Source organism: Streptomyces sp. NPDC104761, assembly GCF_055583445.1.
This window is the reverse complement of record NZ_JBVJNZ010000017.1, coordinates 35,676-53,750: the sequence shown is the minus strand read 5'-3', so window position 1 is coordinate 53,750 and position 18,075 is coordinate 35,676. Positions and strand designations below refer to the sequence as shown.

The 18,075-nt window shown below is 71.1% G+C and carries 15 protein-coding genes and 1 pseudogene; 13 read left to right on the top strand and 3 right to left on the bottom strand.

Features of this window, described 5'->3' with window-relative positions:
- The first annotated feature begins 259 nt into the window (after window positions 1-259).
- From ruvC to ACZ63F_RS35460, 8 genes are all read left to right on the top strand, one after another.
- On the top strand, window positions 260-799 hold the full coding sequence (gene ruvC / locus ACZ63F_RS35495; RefSeq protein WP_352366786.1) for a crossover junction endodeoxyribonuclease RuvC: 540 nt from the start codon (window positions 260-262) through the stop codon (window positions 797-799).
- Complete coding sequence (gene ruvA, locus ACZ63F_RS35490) at window positions 796-1,401, top strand: Holliday junction branch migration protein RuvA (RefSeq protein ID WP_469717514.1); 606 nt, start codon at window positions 796-798, stop codon at window positions 1,399-1,401. The genes ruvC and ruvA overlap by 4 nt, the downstream gene beginning before the upstream one ends.
- A 27-nt stretch (window positions 1,402-1,428) precedes the next feature.
- Window positions 1,429-2,502 carry a Holliday junction branch migration DNA helicase RuvB gene (gene ruvB / locus ACZ63F_RS35485; RefSeq protein ID WP_352366790.1) on the top strand — a complete coding sequence of 358 codons (1,074 nt, stop codon included), beginning with the start codon at window positions 1,429-1,431 and terminating at the stop codon, window positions 2,500-2,502.
- Between the two features lie 682 nt (window positions 2,503-3,184).
- A complete protein-coding gene (gene yajC, locus ACZ63F_RS35480; RefSeq protein WP_469717512.1) occupies window positions 3,185-3,715 on the top strand; it encodes a preprotein translocase subunit YajC in 531 nt (176 codons plus the stop codon).
- A gap of 141 nt (window positions 3,716-3,856) precedes the next feature.
- The gene (gene secD / locus ACZ63F_RS35475; protein WP_469717510.1) at window positions 3,857-5,653 is read left to right on the top strand and encodes a protein translocase subunit SecD; all 1,797 of its coding nucleotides are present in this window, start codon (window positions 3,857-3,859) and stop codon (window positions 5,651-5,653) included.
- A gap of 3 nt (window positions 5,654-5,656) precedes the next feature.
- Window positions 5,657-6,766, top strand: coding sequence for a protein translocase subunit SecF (gene secF, locus ACZ63F_RS35470; RefSeq protein WP_469717508.1), 1,110 nt, complete (start codon window positions 5,657-5,659; stop codon window positions 6,764-6,766).
- Window positions 6,763-7,302 (top strand): adenine phosphoribosyltransferase, encoded by a 540-nt coding sequence (locus tag ACZ63F_RS35465; protein WP_469717506.1) that lies wholly within the window; start codon window positions 6,763-6,765, stop codon window positions 7,300-7,302. Before secF ends, ACZ63F_RS35465 begins: the two co-directional genes overlap by 4 nt.
- 229 nt (window positions 7,303-7,531) lie before the next feature.
- Window positions 7,532-10,060, top strand: a complete 2,529-nt coding sequence (locus ACZ63F_RS35460; protein WP_351960519.1) for a RelA/SpoT family protein — start codon at window positions 7,532-7,534, stop codon at window positions 10,058-10,060.
- Between the two features lie 69 nt (window positions 10,061-10,129).
- On the opposite strand, the gene ACZ63F_RS35455 is transcribed toward ACZ63F_RS35460, so the two are convergent.
- Both ACZ63F_RS35455 and ACZ63F_RS35450 read right to left on the bottom strand, forming a co-directional pair.
- On the bottom strand, window positions 10,130-11,359 hold the full coding sequence (locus ACZ63F_RS35455) for a DUF349 domain-containing protein (RefSeq protein WP_469717505.1): 1,230 nt from the start codon (window positions 11,357-11,359) through the stop codon (window positions 10,130-10,132).
- 135 nt (window positions 11,360-11,494) lie between these two features.
- Entirely contained in the window at window positions 11,495-12,316 is an 822-nt protein-coding gene (locus tag ACZ63F_RS35450; RefSeq protein ID WP_469717503.1) for a peptidylprolyl isomerase, read from the bottom strand.
- A 178-nt stretch (window positions 12,317-12,494) separates the two neighbouring features.
- On the opposite strand from ACZ63F_RS35450, the gene ACZ63F_RS35445 reads away from it, so the two are divergent.
- The 3 genes from ACZ63F_RS35445 (at window position 12,495) to ACZ63F_RS35435 (ending at window position 15,439) form a co-directional block, all read left to right on the top strand.
- Entirely contained in the window at window positions 12,495-13,205 is a 711-nt protein-coding gene (locus ACZ63F_RS35445) for an MBL fold metallo-hydrolase (RefSeq protein ID WP_469717501.1), read from the top strand.
- Window positions 13,206-13,216: 11 nt separating this feature from the next.
- The gene (gene hisS, locus ACZ63F_RS35440; RefSeq protein ID WP_390641837.1) at window positions 13,217-14,479 is read left to right on the top strand and encodes a histidine--tRNA ligase; all 1,263 of its coding nucleotides are present in this window, start codon (window positions 13,217-13,219) and stop codon (window positions 14,477-14,479) included.
- A 144-nt stretch (window positions 14,480-14,623) separates the two neighbouring features.
- The gene (locus ACZ63F_RS35435) at window positions 14,624-15,439 is read left to right on the top strand and encodes a tetratricopeptide repeat protein (protein ID WP_469717499.1); all 816 of its coding nucleotides are present in this window, start codon (window positions 14,624-14,626) and stop codon (window positions 15,437-15,439) included.
- Window positions 15,440-15,455: 16 nt separating this feature from the next.
- Here ACZ63F_RS35435 and ACZ63F_RS35430 read toward each other — a convergent pair.
- Window positions 15,456-15,716 (bottom strand): annotated as a pseudogene (locus ACZ63F_RS35430) (ABC transporter ATP-binding protein); the annotation flags it as partial.
- Between the two features lie 177 nt (window positions 15,717-15,893).
- Here ACZ63F_RS35430 and ACZ63F_RS35425 point away from each other — a divergent pair.
- The gene (locus ACZ63F_RS35425; protein WP_469717497.1) at window positions 15,894-16,550 is read left to right on the top strand and encodes a vitamin K epoxide reductase family protein; all 657 of its coding nucleotides are present in this window, start codon (window positions 15,894-15,896) and stop codon (window positions 16,548-16,550) included.
- 43 nt (window positions 16,551-16,593) lie between these two features.
- On the top strand, window positions 16,594-17,949 hold the full coding sequence (locus tag ACZ63F_RS35420) for a replication-associated recombination protein A (RefSeq protein WP_469717495.1): 1,356 nt from the start codon (window positions 16,594-16,596) through the stop codon (window positions 17,947-17,949).
- The last annotated feature ends 126 nt before the right edge of the window (window positions 17,950-18,075 follow it).

Here is an 18,075-nt window from a genome sequence, read left to right as displayed (position 1 = left end):
GTGGGGGGGGGGGGGGGGGGGGGGGGGGGGGGGGGGGGGGGGGGGGGGGGGGTGGGGTGGGGGGGGGGGGCGGGGGGGGGGGGGGGGCCCGTCCCCCCCCCCCCCCCCCCCCCGCCGCTGTTGTCGGTGGCAGCGGCTAGCCTGGCGCCATCCACAGATCACCGTCGACGGACCGCGACCATCGGTCGAGGAACACGACGGTGCTCGGACAGATCCGCGAGAGCGGCGGCGGTCCAGCCGCACAGAGGGGAGGGGCGCGGTGCGCGTACTGGGGGTGGACCCCGGGCTGACCCGGTGCGGTGTCGGTGTCGTCGAAGGCGTCGCCGGGCGGCCGCTCACCATGGTCGGCGTGGGGGTCGTACGGACGCCCGTGGACGCCGAACTCGGCCATCGCCTCGTCGCCATCGAGCAGGGCATCGAGCAGTGGCTGGACGAGCACCGGCCCGAATTCGTCGCCGTGGAGCGGGTGTTCAGCCAGCACAACGTACGGACCGTGATGGGCACCGCCCAGGCCAGCGCCGTCGCCATGCTGTGCGCCGCCCGCCGGGGCATCCCCGTCGCCCTGCACACGCCCAGCGAGGTCAAGGCCGCCGTCACCGGTTCAGGACGCGCCGACAAGGCCCAGGTCGGCGCCATGGTGACCCGGCTGCTCAGGCTCAGCGCCCCGCCCAAGCCCGCCGACGCCGCCGACGCCCTCGCGCTCGCCATCTGCCACATCTGGCGCGCGCCCGCGCAGAACCGACTCCAGCAGGCCGTCGCCCTGCACGCAGCCAACGCAACGAAAGGCCGTACGGCATGATCGCCTTCGTCAGCGGCCCGGTCGCCGCCCTCGCCCCGGACTCCGCGGTCGTCGAGGTGGGCGGGATCGGCATCGCCGTCCAGTGCACCCCCAACACCCTGTCCGGGCTCCGCATGGGCCAGCCCGCCAAGCTCACCACCTCCCTGGTCGTACGGGAGGACTCGCTCACGCTGTACGGCTTCGTGGACGACGACGAGCGCCAGGTCTTCGAGCTGCTCCAGACGGCCAGCGGGGTCGGGCCGCGGCTCGCCCAGGCGATGCTCGCGGTGCACAGCCCGGACGCGCTGCGCCGCGCGGTCGCCACCGGCGACGAGAAGGCGCTGATCGCCGTCCCCGGCATCGGCAAGAAGGGCGCGCAGAAGCTGCTCCTCGAGCTGAAGGACCGGCTCGGCGAGCCCGTCGGATCGCCCGCGATCGGCGCTCCGGTCAGCCAGGGCTGGCGCGACCAGCTGCACGCCGCCCTGATCGGCCTGGGCTACGCGACCCGGGAGGCCGACGAGGCCGTCACCGCCGTCGCCCCGCAGGCCGAGGCCGCCGGCGGCCCGCCCCAGGTCGGCCAGCTGCTCAAGGCGGCCCTGCAGACCCTCAACCGCGCCCGCTGACCCCACCATCGCTGAGGCACATCACTTATGAACTGGGACGACCCGACCGACACCGGCGCCGACGCGGAGCGGCTGGTGGGCGCCGTCGCCGACCGTGAGGACCAGGCCGTCGAGGCCGCCCTGCGCCCCAAGGACCTGGGCGAGTTCATCGGCCAGGAGAAGGTCCGCGAGCAGCTCGACCTGGTGCTGCGCGCGGCACGCGCGCGTGGCGCGACCGCCGACCACGTGCTGCTCTCGGGCGCCCCCGGCCTGGGCAAGACCACCCTCTCCATGATCATCGCGGCCGAGATGGGCGCCCCGATCCGCATCACCTCGGGCCCCGCCATCCAGCACGCCGGCGACCTGGCCGCGATCCTCTCCTCCCTCCAGGAGGGGGAGGTCCTCTTCCTCGACGAGATCCACCGCATGTCCCGGCCCGCCGAGGAGATGCTGTACATGGCGATGGAGGACTTCCGCGTCGACGTCATCGTGGGCAAGGGGCCGGGTGCCACCGCCATCCCCCTGGAGCTGCCCCCGTTCACGCTGGTCGGCGCGACCACGCGCGCGGGTCTGCTGCCGCCCCCGCTGCGCGACCGCTTCGGCTTCACCGCCCACATGGAGTTCTACGAGCCGCGCGAGCTGGAGCGGGTGGTGCACCGCTCCGCCCACCTGCTGGACGTCGAGATCGAGCCGGCCGGCGCCGCCGAGATCGCCGGCCGCTCCCGTGGCACGCCCCGCATCGCGAACCGGCTGCTGCGCCGGGTCCGCGACTACGCGCAGGTCAAGGCGGACGGGCTGATCACACGTGAGATCGCGCACGCGGCGCTCGCCGTCTACGAGGTGGACGAGCGCGGCCTGGACCGGCTGGACCGCGCGGTCCTGGAAGCCCTGCTCAAGCTGTTCGGCGGCGGTCCGGTCGGCCTGTCCACCCTCGCCGTCGCGGTGGGGGAGGAACGGGAGACGGTCGAGGAGGTCGCCGAACCCTTCCTGGTCCGCGAGGGCCTGCTGGCCCGCACCCCACGCGGCCGGGTCGCCACCCCCGCGGCCTGGGCCCACCTGGGCCTGACCGCCCCGCGCGGCGCGGCGGGCGGAACCGGTCAGCAGGACCTCTTCGGCACCTGACACCGGCACGGCGGGGGAGCAGCGGCCGCACCGCGGAACCGGACGAGCCAGAAGTACGGGTTTCGGATCTGCCGAAAAATCGGCTCTGGCCCCGAAAAATCGGCCCGGGCCCGGAAAACCGGCCTCCGGGCCCGGAAAACCGGCCTCCGACCCGGAAAACCGGCCTCCGGCTCCGGAACAGCGGCCTCCGGCCCCGGAAAACCGGCCTCCGGCCCCGGAAAACCGGCCTCCGGCCCCGGAAAACCGGCCTCCGACCCCGGAAAACCGGCCTCCGGCCCCGGAACAGCGGCCCCCGGCTCCGGAAAACCGGCGCCCGAGCCCGCGCGCGTCCGGTGCCCGGTCCGTGGCGCGCCGGTGACCGGGGCCGCCCACCTCTCCGGTTCCCGAGCCGTTGCCGATGAGAATGTGCCGAGCCCCTCGTAAGCCGGGCCCGGCTCGCGGATTCGTGCCCCTGTCCGCCCGGAGGGACCGCCGCCCGCCGACCGGGCTCCGGCCGCAGACGTGATCGCTTCGTGACGGCGGGGCATTGGCGGGCCCAGGAACCCAGGTGCCATGCTGAGCGTTGTTCCATGCGCGCGGACTCGCTTAGACTCCGCCGATGCCGCCTTTGCGGGCGGCGCCGACCACACCCCCATCATCCAGGCCGCTCACCGCCGCGGCTGCGCGAAGGAAATTCCGTCCCGTGAATAGCTTGCCTCTTCTCGTGTTCATCGTCCTCATCGCGGCCATGTTCCTGATGACGCGTTCCACCCGGAAGCGCCAGCAGCAGGCCACCCAGATGCGGAACGAGATCCAGCCCGGCAACGGGGTCCGCACCATCGGGGGCATGTACGCGACGGTCAAGGAAGTCAACGAGGACACGGTCCTCCTCGACGCCGGCCCGGGTGTCGAGCTCCTCTTCGCGAAGAACGCGATCGGCGCCATCCTCACGGACGACGAGTACAACCGCATCGTGCACGGCATCGAGCACGACCTGAAGTCCGACGCCGACGTCGTCCCGGACGACGCCTCCTCCCTCACCGAGACCGACGACGAGCCTGCCGACGCTGCCGCCGCCTCCGACGACAAGGCCGTCGACCTCGGGAAGAAGGACGCCGCCGAGGACGAGGCCGAGGCCGCGGAGAAGACCGACGGGCCGGCCGGGTCCGCGACCGCCGAGGCGAAGGCCGACGAAGAGCCGAAGAAGACCGACGGCGACTCCGACGCGAAGTAGCCGTGCCCCGGGGAGCGGTGCGTAGATCCCACACGCACCGCGCACCCCGGGCGCGTCTGTTTCCCGCACGGGATCCCGACACCATGTCATGGCCGACCGCACCGACCAGGCGCGCGGCGGCCCGAGAGGGAGTACGAGAAGGTGGCAGCACCTAAGAGGGGCCGGAGCGCGAGCGCCCAGAGCAAGCCAGGGCGCTCGCTGGCCCTCATCCTGATCGCCATCGTGGCGCTCACCGGCGGAATGTTCGCCTCCGGAAACACCACTCCACGTCTCGGTATCGACCTGGCCGGTGGTACGAGCATCACGCTGCAGGCGAGGAACGAGCCGGGCCAGCCCAACGCGATCAACAAGACCAACATGAACACCGCGGTCGAGATCATGAACCGCCGTGTCAACGGTCTGGGCGTGTCCGAAGCGGAGGTCCAGACCCAGGGCACCAGCAACATCATCGTCAACATCCCCAAGGGCACGAACTCCGCAGAGGCCCGCCAGCAGGTCGGCACCACCGCGAAGCTGTACTTCCGCCCGGTCCTGGCCCAGGAGGCCAGCGGCGCCGCGGCGTCGAGCGCCTCCCCGAGCGCGTCCGCCAGCGGCAGCTCCACCGCCTCCCCGAGCGCCTCCCCGTCGAGCAGCGCGTCGACGTCGTCCCAGAAGGCGACCGGGTCGTCCGCCTCGCCGTCCTCCTCGGCCACCTCGCAGGGCCGCGCGGTCACCGACGCCCTGAAGGCCGGCTCCACGCCGTCGTCCTCGGCGTCCGCCTCCTCGTCGGCGAGCCCCTCCGCCACCTCCTCGGCCGACGCGAGCGCCTCCGCCGCCGCCTCGAAGCTGGAGGCCGAGTACACCGCGCTGGACTGCACCAAGGCCACGCAGCGCGCCACCGCCGGCAAGAGTGCCAAGCCGACCGACACCACCGTGGCCTGCGGCAAGATCGGCGACGCCTGGTACAAGTACGTGCTCGGCCCGGCCCGCGTGGACGGCACCGACGTCAAGAAGGCCCAGGCCGTCTACGACACGCAGAGCGCCGCCGGCTGGCAGGTCCAGATGACCTTCACCGGCAGCGGATCCAAGAAGTTCGCGGACGTCACCGGTGAGCTCGCCAAGAACACCACCCAGCCGACGAACGAGTTCGGCATCGTCCTCGACGGCGAGGTGGTCTCCAGCCCGACCGTGAGCCAGTCCATCACCGGCGGCTCGGCGGAGATCTCCGGCAGCTTCACCCAGCAGGAGGCCCAGAGCCTCGCCAACGTGCTGTCGTACGGCGCGCTCCCGCTCTCCTTCAGGACGGAGAGCGTCACCACGGTCACCGCCGCCCTCGGCGGTCAGCAGCTGCACGCCGGTCTGCTGGCCGGTGCCATCGGCCTCGCGCTGGTCATCATCTACCTGGTGGCCTTCTACCGCGGCCTGTCGCTGATCGCGATCCCCTCGCTGCTGGTGTCCGCGATCCTGACCTACACGATCATGTCGCTGCTCGGCCCGACGATCCACTTCGCGCTGAACCTGCCCGCGGTCTGCGGTGCGATCGTCGCGATCGGCATCACGGCGGACTCGTTCATCGTGTTCTTCGAACGCATCCGGGACGAGATCCGCGAGGGCCGCACGCTGCGCCCCGCCGTCGAGCGGGCCTGGCCGCGCGCCCGTCGCACCATCCTGGTCTCCGACTTCGTGTCGTTCCTGGCCGCCGCCGTGCTGTTCATCGTGACCGTCGGCAAGGTCCAGGGCTTCGCGTTCACCCTCGGACTGACCACCGTGCTCGACGTGGTCGTCGTCTTCTTCTTCACCAAGCCGCTGATGACGCTCTTCGCCCGGCGTAAGTTCTTCGCGAGCGGCCACAAGTGGTCGGGCCTCGACCCGAAGGGCCTGGGCGCCAAGGCCCCGCTGCGCCGCACCCGCCGTCCCGCCGGCCCCACCGCCGGCCCTGTCGACCCGAAGGAAGCGTGAGCGATGTCGAAACTCGGCAACCTCGGCGCCCGACTGCACCGCGGCGAGATCAGCTACGACTTCGTCGGCAAGCGCAAGATCTGGTACGGCATCTCCATCCTGATCACCATCACGGCCATCGTCGGCCTGGCGGTGCGCGGCCTGAACATGGGCATCGACTTCCAGGGCGGCGCCGTCTTCACCACCTCCAAGACCAGCGTCTCGGTGTCCCAGGCGGAGACCTACGCGCAGCAGGCCTCCGGCCACGACGCGGTCGTGCAGAAGCTCGGCACGGGCGGCCTGCGCATCCAGATCGCCGGCATGGACACCCAGAAGTCGGACGCGACCAAGGCCAAGCTGGCCAAGGACATGAACGTGGACCCGGAGTCCATCAACTCCGACCTGGTCGGCCCCAGCTGGGGTGACGAGATCGCCAACAAGGCCTGGGAAGGCCTCGGCATCTTCATGGTCCTCGTGGTGATCTACCTGGCGATCGCCTTCGAGTGGCGGATGGCCGTCGCGGCCCTGGTCGCGCTGATCCACGACATCACCATCACGACCGGTATCTACGCCCTGGTCGGCTTCGAGGTCACGCCCGGCACGGTCATCGGTCTGCTGACGATCCTCGGTTACTCGCTCTACGACACGGTCGTCGTCTTCGACAGCCTCAAGGAGCAGACGAAGGACATCACCAAGCAGACCCGCTTCACCTACAGCGACATCGCCAACCACTCGATCAACGGCACCCTGGTCCGTTCGATCAACACCACGGTGGTCGCGCTGCTGCCGGTCGCGGGCCTGCTGTTCATCGGCGGCGGCTTCCTCGGCGCGGGCACGCTCAACGACATCTCGCTGTCGCTGTTCGTCGGTCTCGCCGCCGGTGCCTACTCGTCGATCTTCATCGCCACGCCGCTCGTCGCCGACCTCAAGGAGGCCGAGCCGCAGATGAAGGCGCTCAGGAAGCGCGTTCTCGCCAAGCGCGCCCAGGCCAGCGCCGAGGAGGAGATGGCCGAGGCCCGGGTCGGCGGCTCCGAGGGGTCCGACGACGCCACTCCGGCCGTCGTCGGCCCGCGCAACCAGCCCGCCTCCCGCAACCGCGGCGGCCGCGGCCGCCCGTCGGGGAAGCGCCGGTGACCGACATCAAGGAGCTGCTGCTCAGCCGTATCCGGGACGTCGAGGACTACCCGGAGCAGGGCGTGATGTTCAAGGACATCACCCCGCTCCTGGCGGATCCGTCCGCGTTCACCGCGCTCACCGACGCCCTCGCGGAGATCGCCGAGCGCACCGGCGCCACCAAGATCGTCGGCCTGGAGGCCCGGGGCTTCATCCTGGGCGCCCCGGTCGCCGTCCGCGCCGGCCTCGGCTTCATCCCGGTCCGCAAGGCGGGCAAGCTCCCCGGAGCCACCCTCCGTCAGGCCTACGAGCTGGAGTACGGCTCGGCCGAGATCGAGGTGCACGCCGAGGACCTCGGGGCGGACGACCGGATCCTGATCGTCGACGACGTGCTCGCCACCGGCGGCACCGCCGAGGCCGCGATCCAGCTGATCCACCGTGCCGGCGCCGAGGTCGCGGGCGTCGCGGTCCTGATGGAGCTGGGCTTCCTGGGCGGCCGCGGCCGCCTGGAGCCGGCCCTGCGGGGAGCGCCGCTGGAGGCACTCCTCCAGGTCTGAGCGTCGTACGACCGACCGAACGGCCGCCCCCTCCCGGGGGCGGCCGTTCGCGTTCCACGGGGCCCGGGAGCACCCGCAGGACACCCCTGTGGAATCCCACGGCAGCCTCCGGTGTTCCTCCCGTATACGGTTCTCCCTCCGGCCTGCAGGCGATGACATGGCCCAGGATCGCTACCATGGGCACTCCGGAGCCTGACCGGGGGACCCGGATCGCGCACGAGGAGCCCTCTTGCCAGACGAGGCCCAGCCACTGACAGCCGCCAAGCCCGAGCCCGCCTCGGCGCCCGCGGCCAAGCCCGCGCCGAACGTGTCGCAGACGAAGAACGACACCCGTGGGCCGGTCGAGCACGCCCAGTCCGCGCCGGTCGAGAAGTCGGCCGAGACCTCGCGCCCCAAGCCGGCCCCGCCCGAGCGCCCCGCGGCCCGCCCCAACAGCGGCCAGCCCGCACGCTCCGGCTCCTCCAACCGCGTCCGCGCCCGCCTGGCCCGCCTCGGCGTGCAGCGCGCGAACCCCTACAACCCGGTCCTGGAGCCACTGCTGCGCATAGTCCGCAGCAACGACCCCAAGATCGAGAACGCCACGCTCCGCCAGATCGAGCGCGCCTACCAGGTCGCCGAGCGCTGGCACCGTGGCCAGAAGCGCAAGAGCGGCGACCCGTACATCACGCACCCGCTCGCGGTGACCACCATCCTCGCCGAGCTGGGCATGGACCCGGCGACCCTGATGGCGGGCCTGCTGCACGACACCGTCGAGGACACCGAGTACGGCCTGGAGGACCTGCGCCGCGACTTCGGCGACGTCGTCGCGCTGCTCGTCGACGGCGTGACCAAGCTGGACAAGGTCAAGTTCGGCGAGGCCGCGCAGGCCGAGACCGTGCGCAAGATGGTCGTCGCCATGGCCAAGGACCCGCGCGTCCTGGTCATCAAGCTCGCCGACCGCCTGCACAACATGCGCACCATGCGCTACCTCAAGCGCGAGAAGCAGGAGAAGAAGGCGCGCGAGACGCTCGAAATCTACGCGCCGCTCGCCCACCGGCTGGGCATGAACACCATCAAGTGGGAGCTGGAGGACCTCGCGTTCGCGATCCTCTACCCCAAGATGTACGACGAGATCGTCCGGCTGGTCGCCGAGCGGGCGCCCAAGCGGGACGAGTACCTCGCCATAGTGACCGACGAGGTCCAGGCGGACCTGCGCGCCGCCCGGATCAAGGCGACCGTCACCGGCCGACCGAAGCACTACTACAGCGTCTACCAGAAGATGATCGTCCGCGGCCGGGACTTCGCGGAGATCTACGACCTGGTGGGCATCCGCGTCCTGGTGGACACCGTCCGCGACTGCTACGCGGCCCTGGGCACCGTCCACGCCCGCTGGAACCCGGTTCCGGGGCGCTTCAAGGACTACATCGCGATGCCCAAGTTCAACATGTACCAGTCGCTGCACACGACGGTCATCGGCCCCAACGGCAAGCCGGTCGAACTCCAGATCCGGACGTTCGACATGCACCGCCGCGCCGAGTACGGCATCGCCGCGCACTGGAAGTACAAGCAGGAGGCCGTCGCCGGTGCCTCCAAGGTCCGCACCGACGTGCCGAAGTCGTCCGGCAAGGGCAAGGACGACCACCTCAACGACATGGCGTGGCTGCGGCAGTTGCTGGACTGGCAGAAGGAGACCGAGGACCCCAGCGAGTTCCTGGAGTCCCTGCGCTTCGACCTGTCCCGCAACGAGGTCTTCGTCTTCACGCCCAAGGGCGACGTCATAGCGCTCCCGGCCGGGGCCACCCCGGTCGACTTCGCGTACGCGGTCCACACCGAGGTCGGCCACCGGACGATAGGGGCCAGGGTCAACGGCCGCCTCGTCCCCCTCGAATCGACGCTGGACAACGGCGACCTGGTCGAGGTCTTCACCTCCAAGGCCACCGGCGCCGGACCGTCCCGCGACTGGCTCGGCTTCGTCAAGTCCCCGCGCGCCCGCAACAAGATCCGCGGCTGGTTCTCCAAGGAGCGCCGGGACGAGGCGATCGAGCAGGGCAAGGACGCCATCGTCCGCGCGATGCGCAAGCAGAACCTGCCGATCCAGCGCATCCTCACCGGCGACTCGCTGGTCACGCTGGCGCACGAGATGCGCTACCCGGACATCTCCTCGCTGTACGCGGCGATCGGCGAGGGCCATGTGGCCGCGCAGAACGTCGTGCAGAAGCTGGTGCAGGCGCTCGGCGGCGAGGAGGCGGCCACCGAGGAGATCGACGAGGCGGTCCCGCCGACCCGCGGCCGCCGCAGCAAGCGGCGCAGCAGCCAGGACCCCGGCGTGGTCGTGAAGGGCGTCGACGACGTCTGGGTCAAGCTGGCCCGCTGCTGCACCCCCGTGCCCGGCGACCCGATCATCGGCTTCGTCACGCGCGGCAGCGGGGTCTCGGTGCACCGCAGCGACTGCGTCAACGTCGAGTCGCTCTCCCGGGAGCCCGAGCGCATCCTCGACGTCGAGTGGGCGCCCACGCAGTCCTCGGTCTTCCTGGTCGCCATCCAGGTCGAGGCCCTGGACCGGTCCCGGCTCCTGTCCGACGTCACCCGCGTCCTGTCCGACCAGCACGTCAACATCCTCTCCGCGGCTGTCCAGACCTCCCGCGACCGGGTGGCCACCTCCCGCTTCACCTTCGAGATGGGCGACCCCAAGCACCTGGGCCACGTCCTGAAGGCCGTACGGGGCGTGGAGGGCGTGTACGACGTCTACCGGGTCACGTCGGCGCGCAACCGGTCGTAGCGGCGCCGCATACGACGAGAGGGGCCCCGTACGTCGTGTACGGGGCCCCTCTCGTCGTACCGTGCTCCGCTAGCCGCCGAACTCCTGGAGACCCTTCAGAGCCTGGTCCAGGAGCGCCTGGCGGCCCTCGAGCTCACGCTCCAGCTTCTCCGCCTTCGACGCGTTGCCCTGGGCGCGGGCCTGGTCGATCTGCGTCCGCAGCTTGTCGACGGCGGCCTGCAGCTGGCCGGTCAGGCCCGCGGCACGCGCGCGTGCCTCCGGGTTGGTCCGGCGCCACTCGGCCTCCTCGGCCTCCTGGATGGCCCGGTCGACCGTGTGCATCCGGCCCTCGACCTTCGGACGCGCGTCGCGCGGCACGTGGCCGATGGCCTCCCACCGCTCGTTGATCGAGCGGAAGGCGGACCGCGCGGACTTCAGGTCCGTGATCGGCAGGAGCTTCTCGGCCTCGGCGGCCAGCTCCTCCTTCAGCTTCAGGTTCTCCGTCTGCTCCGCGTCCCGCTCCGCGAAGGCGGAGCCGCGCGCCGCGAAGAACACGTCCTGGGCGCCGCGGAAGCGGTTCCACAGGTCGTCCTCGTGCTCGCGCTGGGCACGGCCCGCGGCCTTCCACTCGGCCATCAGCTCGCGGTAGCGCGCGGCCGTCGGACCCCAGTCCGTCGAGTCCGACAGCGACTCCGCCTCGGCGACCAGCTTCTCCTTGGCCTTGCGGGCGTCCTCGCGCTGCGCGTCGAGCTGCGCGAAGTGCGCCTTGCGACGCTTGGAGAACGCCGACCGGGCGTGCGAGAAGCGGTGCCACAGCTCGTCGTCCGACTTGCGGTCCAGGCGCGGCAGGCCCTTCCACGTGTCCACCAGGGACCGCAACCGCTCACCGGCCGCCCGCCACTGGTCGGACTGCGCCAGCTGCTCCGCCTCGGTGACCAGGTCCTCCTTGGCCTGACGGGCCTGGTCGGACTGCTTGGCACGCTGCGCCCTGCGCTCCTCGCGGCGCGAGTCCACGGTCTTCACCAGCTCGGCCAGCCGGGTCCGCAGCGCCTCGAGGTCACCGACCGCGTGGTGCGCCTCCACCTGCTCGCGCAGGTGGTCGATGGCGGCCTGGGCGTCCTTCGCGGACAGGTCGGTGGTCTGTACTCGCTTTTCGAGGAGGCCGATCTCGACAACCAGGCCCTCGTACTTGCGCTCGAAGTAGGCCAGCGCCTCCTCAGGGGAGCCGGCCTGCCAGGACCCGACGACCTTCTCGCCGTCGGCCGTACGCACGTACACGGTCCCCGTCTCGTCGACGCGGCCCCACGGGTCGCTGCTCACAGCGCCTCCTCCACATGATGCCCGCGAGGGGCCTCAGCGCCCCCGGGCATCGTCCACAGTTTCGTCACGGCCAACATAGGCGACCGGCGGGTTGCCTGTCCGCATCCCGCGCGACCGAAATTTCGCAGTTCGTGGTCAGGATTTCGTGACCGTGGCCTTGTTGATCACGACCGTCGCGTTCGGGGCTCCGTCACCCTGTCCCGTGTTCTCACCCGCGGCGGCGATTTTCTTGAGGATCTTCATCCCGGCCGCGTCCACCGTGCCGAACGGGGTGTAGCTGGCCGGCAACTGGCTGTCCTGGTAGACCAGGAAGAACTGGCTGCCACCGGTGTGCTTCTGGCCCGTGTTGGCCATCGCGACGGTGCCCGCCGGGTAGACACCGCCCTTCAGGCTTGTGTCCTTCAGGTTCTCGTCAGGGATCGTGTACCCGGGACCGCCGCTTCCGGTCCCCGTCGGGTCGCCGCACTGCAGCACGTAGATGCCGTTGGTGGTGAGCCGGTGGCACTTGCTGTGGTCGAAGTAGCCCTTCGACGCGAGGAAGTCGAACGAGTTCACGGTGTGCGGGGCCGCCGACGTCTTCATCGCGATGCCGATGTCGCCGCAGGTCGTCGACAGCGTCATCGTGTACTTCGCCGACGTGTCGATCGTCATCGCCGGCTCCTTCTTCCAGCTCATCTTCTTCACCGAGCCGGCCGCGGCCTTCTCGCACGGGTCCGGTGCCTTGCTGGCGCTGGGCGTGGCGCTGGGCGTCGTCGCCGAGCTGGCGTTCGCCTTGTCGTCCTTCTTGAACGCACCGGTCGTGTACAGCGCGACACCGGCGATCACGACCACGCCGAGCACCGACGCGATCACCGAGTTGCGCATGCGTGTCTTGCGCCGTGCGCTGGTACGCCGCTGCTGCTGCCGCAAGAACTTCTCCCGGGCGAGCTGACGCCGCCGCTGCTCCTGGCTGACCACCGGGTTCTCTCCTCATGCGTGTCGTATGTCGACCGGTACGCGTGCGTCCTGTGCGCTGTGTGAGCCGACCACTGCGTGTAGCCCCGTACCGTATATGGGTTCGCTGAGGAAACGGCAGCGCCGGTAGGCTCTGGACCACAGCTTGCAGCCACCCGAATCGACACAACGAAGGACGATCGTGCTCATTGCCGGGTTCCCCGCCGGGGCCTGGGGGACGAACTGTTATCTCGTCGCCCCCGCCGCCGGTGAGGAGTGCGTGATCATCGACCCCGGCCACCAGGCCGCCGAAGGCGTCGAGGAAGCACTGCGGAAGCATCGGCTCAAGCCCGTCGCCGTCGTCCTCACCCACGGCCACATCGACCACGTCGCCTCGGTCGTCCCCGTCTGCGGAGCGCACGACGTACCGGCCTGGATCCACCCCGACGACCGGTACATGCTGAGCGACCCCGAGAAGGCGCTGGGCCGGTCCATCGGCATGCCGCTGATGGGCGAGCTGACCGTGGGGGAGCCGGACGACGTCCTCGAACTGGCCGACGGCGCGCGGCTGGAGCTGGCCGGACTGGAGTTCTCCGTCGCGCACGCGCCGGGCCATACCAAGGGGTCGGTGACCTTCCGGATGCCCGAGGCGGCCGACATCCCGTCGGTCTTCTTCTCGGGCGATCTGCTCTTCGCCGGCTCCATCGGACGCACGGACCTGCCGGGCGGCTCCATGGACGACATGCTGGCCTCGCTGGCCCGCGTGTGCCTGCCGCTCGACGACTCCACCGTGGTGCTGTCCGGCCACGGCCCCCAGACGACCATCGGCCAGGAGCGCGCCACCAACGCCTACTTGCGGCAGGTGGCCGCCGGCCAGGGAGCGCAAGCCGACGCTCCCCGACGAGGAATGTGACGAGAACTTCCGTGAGCACCTTTCAGGCCCCCAAGGGCACGTACGACCTGATCCCGCCGGACAGCGCCAAGTACCTGGCCGTCCGCGAGGCGATCGCCGCGCCGCTGCGCAACTCCGGCTACGGCTACATCGAGACCCCGGGCTTCGAGAACGTCGAGCTCTTCGCGCGCGGTGTCGGCGAGTCCACCGACATCGTCACCAAGGAGATGTACGCGTTCGAGACCAAGGGCGGCGACAAGCTGGCCCTGCGCCCCGAGGGCACGGCCTCCGTGCTGCGTGCCGCTCTGGAGGCGAACCTCCACAAATCCGGCAACCTCCCCGTCAAGCTCTGGTACTCCGGCTCGTACTACCGCTACGAGCGCCCGCAGAAGGGCCGTTACCGCCACTTCTCGCAGGTCGGTGCCGAGGCGATCGGCGCCGAGGACCCGGCCCTTGACGCCGAGCTGATCATCCTGGCCGACCAGGCGTACCGCTCGCTGGGCCTGCGGAACTTCCGCATCCTGCTCAACAGCCTGGGCGACAAGGAGTGCCGCCCGGTCTACCGCGCGGCCCTCCAGGAGTTCCTGCGCGGCCTGGACCTGGACGAGGACACCCTCCGCCGGGCCGAGATCAACCCGCTGCGCGTCCTGGACGACAAGCGGGAGTCGGTCCAGAAGCAGCTGGGCGACGCGCCCCTCCTGCGTGACTACCTCTGTGACGCCTGCAAGGCGTACCACGAGGAGGTCCGCGAGCTGATCACGGCGGCGGGCGTCGCCTTCGAGGACGACCCGAAGCTGGTCCGCGGCCTGGACTACTACACCCGCACGACCTTCGAGTTCGTCCACGACGGCCTGGGCTCCCAGTCCGCGGTGGGCGGCGGCGGACGCTACGACGGCCTCTCCGAGATGATCGGCGGCCCCGCGCTGCCGTCCGTCGGCTGGGCCCTGGGCGTCGACCGCACGGTGCTGGCGCTGGAGGCCGAGGGGGTCGAACTCGACCTTCCGTCCGCCACCAGCGTGTTCGCGGTGCCGCTCGGCGAGGAGGCGCGGCGCGTGCTCTTCGCGAAGGTCACCGAGCTGCGCCGGGTGGGCATCGCCGCGGACTTCTCCTACGGCGCCAAGGGCCTCAAGGGCGCCATGAAGAACGCCAACCGCAGCGGCGCCCGCTACACGATCGTCGCCGGCGAACGGGACCTCGCCGAGGGTGTCGTCCAGCTGAAGGACATGGACTCCGGCGAGCAGTCGGCGGTGGGCGTCAACGAGATCGTGGCGGAGCTGGAGTCGAGGCTCGGCTAGCAGGTCCGGGCCACCGGCGCCCATGCCACCCGCGCCCATGCCACCGGCCGGTCGACTCGCCGAGGAATCGGCGCAGTTGACCGGCACGGTAAACGCTCGGCGATGTCTCCGAACGGGTGTGCGTGGCATTCCTACGCTACGGGCATGAAAATCTTCAGGTCGCGCAACCGCGTGGACACCCCGCCCCCGGTGGGTGCCCCCCTGCACCTGGCGAACACCCTCTTCCGCGAAGGGCAGTACGCGGCGGCGGAGGCCGAGGCGCGGGCGGTGGCCGCGCGTTATGCCGGCCACGCCAAGTCGGCGCGGAGTCTCGTCGCGGCGGCGCTGGGCGCCCAGGGCCGTCACGCCGAGGCCCTCGCCGAGTACGACGCGCTGCTGCCCGTCTTCGGCAGGGAGTACGGCGCCGAACACCCGCTGACCCTGCAACTGCGCGTGAACCGCGCCCAGACACTGATCACGCTCGGCCGGCACCCCGAGTGCGAGGTGGAGTGTGCCGCCGTCGCCCGGGCCGCGAGCCGCGACACCGGAGCCGCGATGCAGGTCCTGGTGGGGGTCGCCCGCAACGGACAGATCTACGCCGTCAATGCGCAGGGGCGCCACGAGGAGGCCGAGGCGCTCGCCCGGGCCGCCCTGGCCGCCCGCGACTCGTCCGACCGGCTCACCCTGGCCCTGCGGCTCGGGCTGGCACGCAGCCTCAACGGCCAGAAGCGCCACGACGAGGCCGCCACGGAGGCACGGCACGCCGAGGAACTGTTCCGGAGCCTCTCCGAGGACCATCGCCGCACGGAGACCGGTGCCGTCGAACTGGCCATGGCCACCGCTCTCGTGGGGCTGGGCCGCGGCGCCGAGGCCGGCCCGCTGGCCGCGGTCGCCCTCGACGCCTGCGTGGCCGCCTTCGGCCCGGACCACTACCGCGTCGCCGAGGCCCGGGCCCTGCTCGACCGCATCGACGGCGCCTGACCGGACGCGCGCGTCACCGGCGCAGTCCGCCGGAGAGGGCCTTGCTCCGGCTGTCCGCCTTGGCCTGCAGGCCGACCAGGCCGACACCTGATCCGGGTCGCGCGGCCTCGGGCAGGAGTGCGCGAAGTGCCAGACCGTCTCGCCGACCGTCAACTCGGCGGGGCACCGGTTCGCCCTGCCGGGCGATGCCCAGCCGGGACCGCCGCGCGCGCGTGGCCGTCGCCGGGTCCGCGCCCAGGACCGGCACCCCGCCCGCGTCCCGGCTCCGGTTGCCCTGGGGGAGCGGGTTCGTACCGTGTGCTGTCATGGCTCCGGGCAGCGGCCGGAAACCGAGCTTTCCGGGGCTGCGGTGCGTACTTCCTTATGTCCACCGAACGGTGGACGGGGTGCCTCGTGCGGCACAATGGCCCCTGCCCGAAGAAGTTCCAACTCTCAAACAGACGGAATCGGCGTGATGAGCAAGACGACAGTCAAGGACGTCTCCACCGAGCCCGAGCCCGAGCACGTCTCCGCGGCACCGCGCACCGAGGGCGGCAGCCGGGCCTTCGCGCTGCTGCTGATCATCACCGGCGCCGCCGGCCTGCTGGCCGCGTGGGTCATCACGATCGACAAGTTCAAGCTGCTGGAAGCCAAGGTCGAGGGCAAGACCTTCACCCCCGGGTGCAGCCTCAACCCGGTGGTCTCCTGCGGCAGCGTCATGGAGTCCAAGCAGGCCGCCGCCTTCGGCTTCCCGAACCCGATGCTCGGCCTCGTCTGCTACGGCATCGTCATCTGCGTCGGCATGAGCCTGCTGGCCCGCGCCCGCTTCCCGCGCTGGTACTGGCTCACCTTCAACTTCGGCACGCTCTTCGGCGTGGGCTTCTGCACCTGGCTGCAGTTCCAGTCCCTGTACCGGATCAACGCGCTGTGCCTGTGGTGCTCGCTCGCCTGGGTCGCCACGATCACCATGTTCTGGTACGTGACCTCCTTCACCATCCGCAAGGGCTTCCTGCCGACGCCGAACTGGCTGAAGTCGTTCTTCGGCGAGTTCACCTGGGTGCTGCCGGTCCTGCACGTCGGCATCATCGGCATGCTGATCCTGACCCGCTGGTGGGACTTCTGGACCAGCTGACAGCGCGCGCCGCGTTGTCAGTGCCGTGATTTAGGGTTTCAGCGTGGAACCCGACCTGTTCACCGCCGCCGCAGAAGAACGCCAGGAGAAGGACCCCACCGGGAGCCCCCTGGCGGTGCGGATGCGCCCGCGCACCCTCGACGAGGTGGTGGGCCAGCAGCACCTGCTGAAGCCGGGATCACCCCTGCGCAGACTGGTCGGCGCGGGTTCCGGCGGCCCGGCCGGACCGTCGTCCGTGATCCTCTGGGGGCCGCCCGGCACCGGCAAGACGACCCTCGCGTACGTCGTCTCCAAGGCGACCGACAAGCGGTTCGTGGAGCTCTCCGCGATCACCGCCGGCGTCAAGGAGGTCCGCGCGGTCATCGACGGCGCCCGCCGCGCCACCGGGGGCTACGGCAAGGAGACCGTCCTCTTCCTGGACGAGATCCACCGCTTCAGCAAGGCCCAGCAGGACTCCCTGCTCCCGGCCGTCGAGAACCGCTGGGTCACCCTGATCGCCGCGACCACCGAGAACCCGTACTTCTCGGTGATCTCCCCGCTCCTGTCCCGCTCCCTGCTCCTCACCCTCGAACCGCTCACCGACGACGACGTCCGGGGCCTGCTGCGCCGGGCCCTCACCGACGAGCGGGGCCTCAAGGAGGCCGTCGCGCTCCCCGCGGACACCGAGGAGCACCTGCTGCGCATCGCCGGCGGCGACGCCCGCCGCGCCCTGACCGCCCTGGAGGCCGCCGCCGGGGCCGCCCTCGACAAGGGGGAGACGGAGATCGGCCTGGGCACCCTGGAGGAGGTCGTCGACCGGGCCGCGGTGAAGTACGACCGCGACGGCGACCAGCACTACGACGTCGCCAGCGCCCTCATCAAGTCCATCCGCGGCTCCGACGTCGACGCGGCCCTGCACTACCTGGCCCGCATGATCGAAGCCGGCGAGGACCCCCGCTTCATCGCCCGCCGCCTGATGATCTCGGCGAGCGAGGACATCGGCCTCGCCGACCCGAACGCCCTGCCCATAGCCGTGGCCGCCGCCCAGGCCGTCGCCATGATCGGCTTCCCCGAGGCCGCCCTCACCCTCAGCCACGCCACCATCGCCCTCGCGCTCGCCCCCAAGTCCAACTCCGCGACCACCGCGATCGGCGCCGCCCTCGAGGACGTCCGCAAGGGCCTGGCCGGCCAGGTGCCCCCGCACCTGCGCGACGGCCACTACAAGGGCGCCGCCAAGCTCGGACACGCGCAGGGCTACGTCTACCCGCACGACCTGCCCGAGGGCATCGCCGAGCAGCAGTACGCCCCGGACACCGTCCGGGACCGCGAGTACTACACCCCGACCCGGCACGGCTCCGAGGCCCGGTACGCCGACGCGGTCGAGTGGACCAGGAAGCACCTCGGTCGCAGACGGTCCTGAGCAGCCTGTAGACTTCCCCGAGCGCCGAGTCCCGCGCAGTCAGAGCGGGACAGCCGGCCGGAACCCCCGTCAGGGGGATCCAGGAGCGTCGCGCACCGTCGAACGGTGTCGCGGGCAGCCCACCAC

What these genes read in the sequence shown, in the direction of transcription:
- ACZ63F_RS35425 (WP_469717497.1), top strand. Translation starts at nt 15,894, where the DNA reads ATGAGCAAGACGACAGTCAAGGACGTCTCCACCGAGCCCGAGCCCGAG.
- ruvB (WP_352366790.1), top strand. Translation starts at nt 1,429, where the DNA reads ATGAACTGGGACGACCCGACCGACACCGGCGCCGACGCGGAGCGGCTG.
- ACZ63F_RS35435 (WP_469717499.1), top strand. Translation starts at nt 14,624, where the DNA reads ATGAAAATCTTCAGGTCGCGCAACCGCGTGGACACCCCGCCCCCGGTG.
- ruvA (WP_469717514.1), top strand. Translation starts at nt 796, where the DNA reads ATGATCGCCTTCGTCAGCGGCCCGGTCGCCGCCCTCGCCCCGGACTCC.
- secF (WP_469717508.1), top strand. Translation starts at nt 5,657, where the DNA reads ATGTCGAAACTCGGCAACCTCGGCGCCCGACTGCACCGCGGCGAGATC.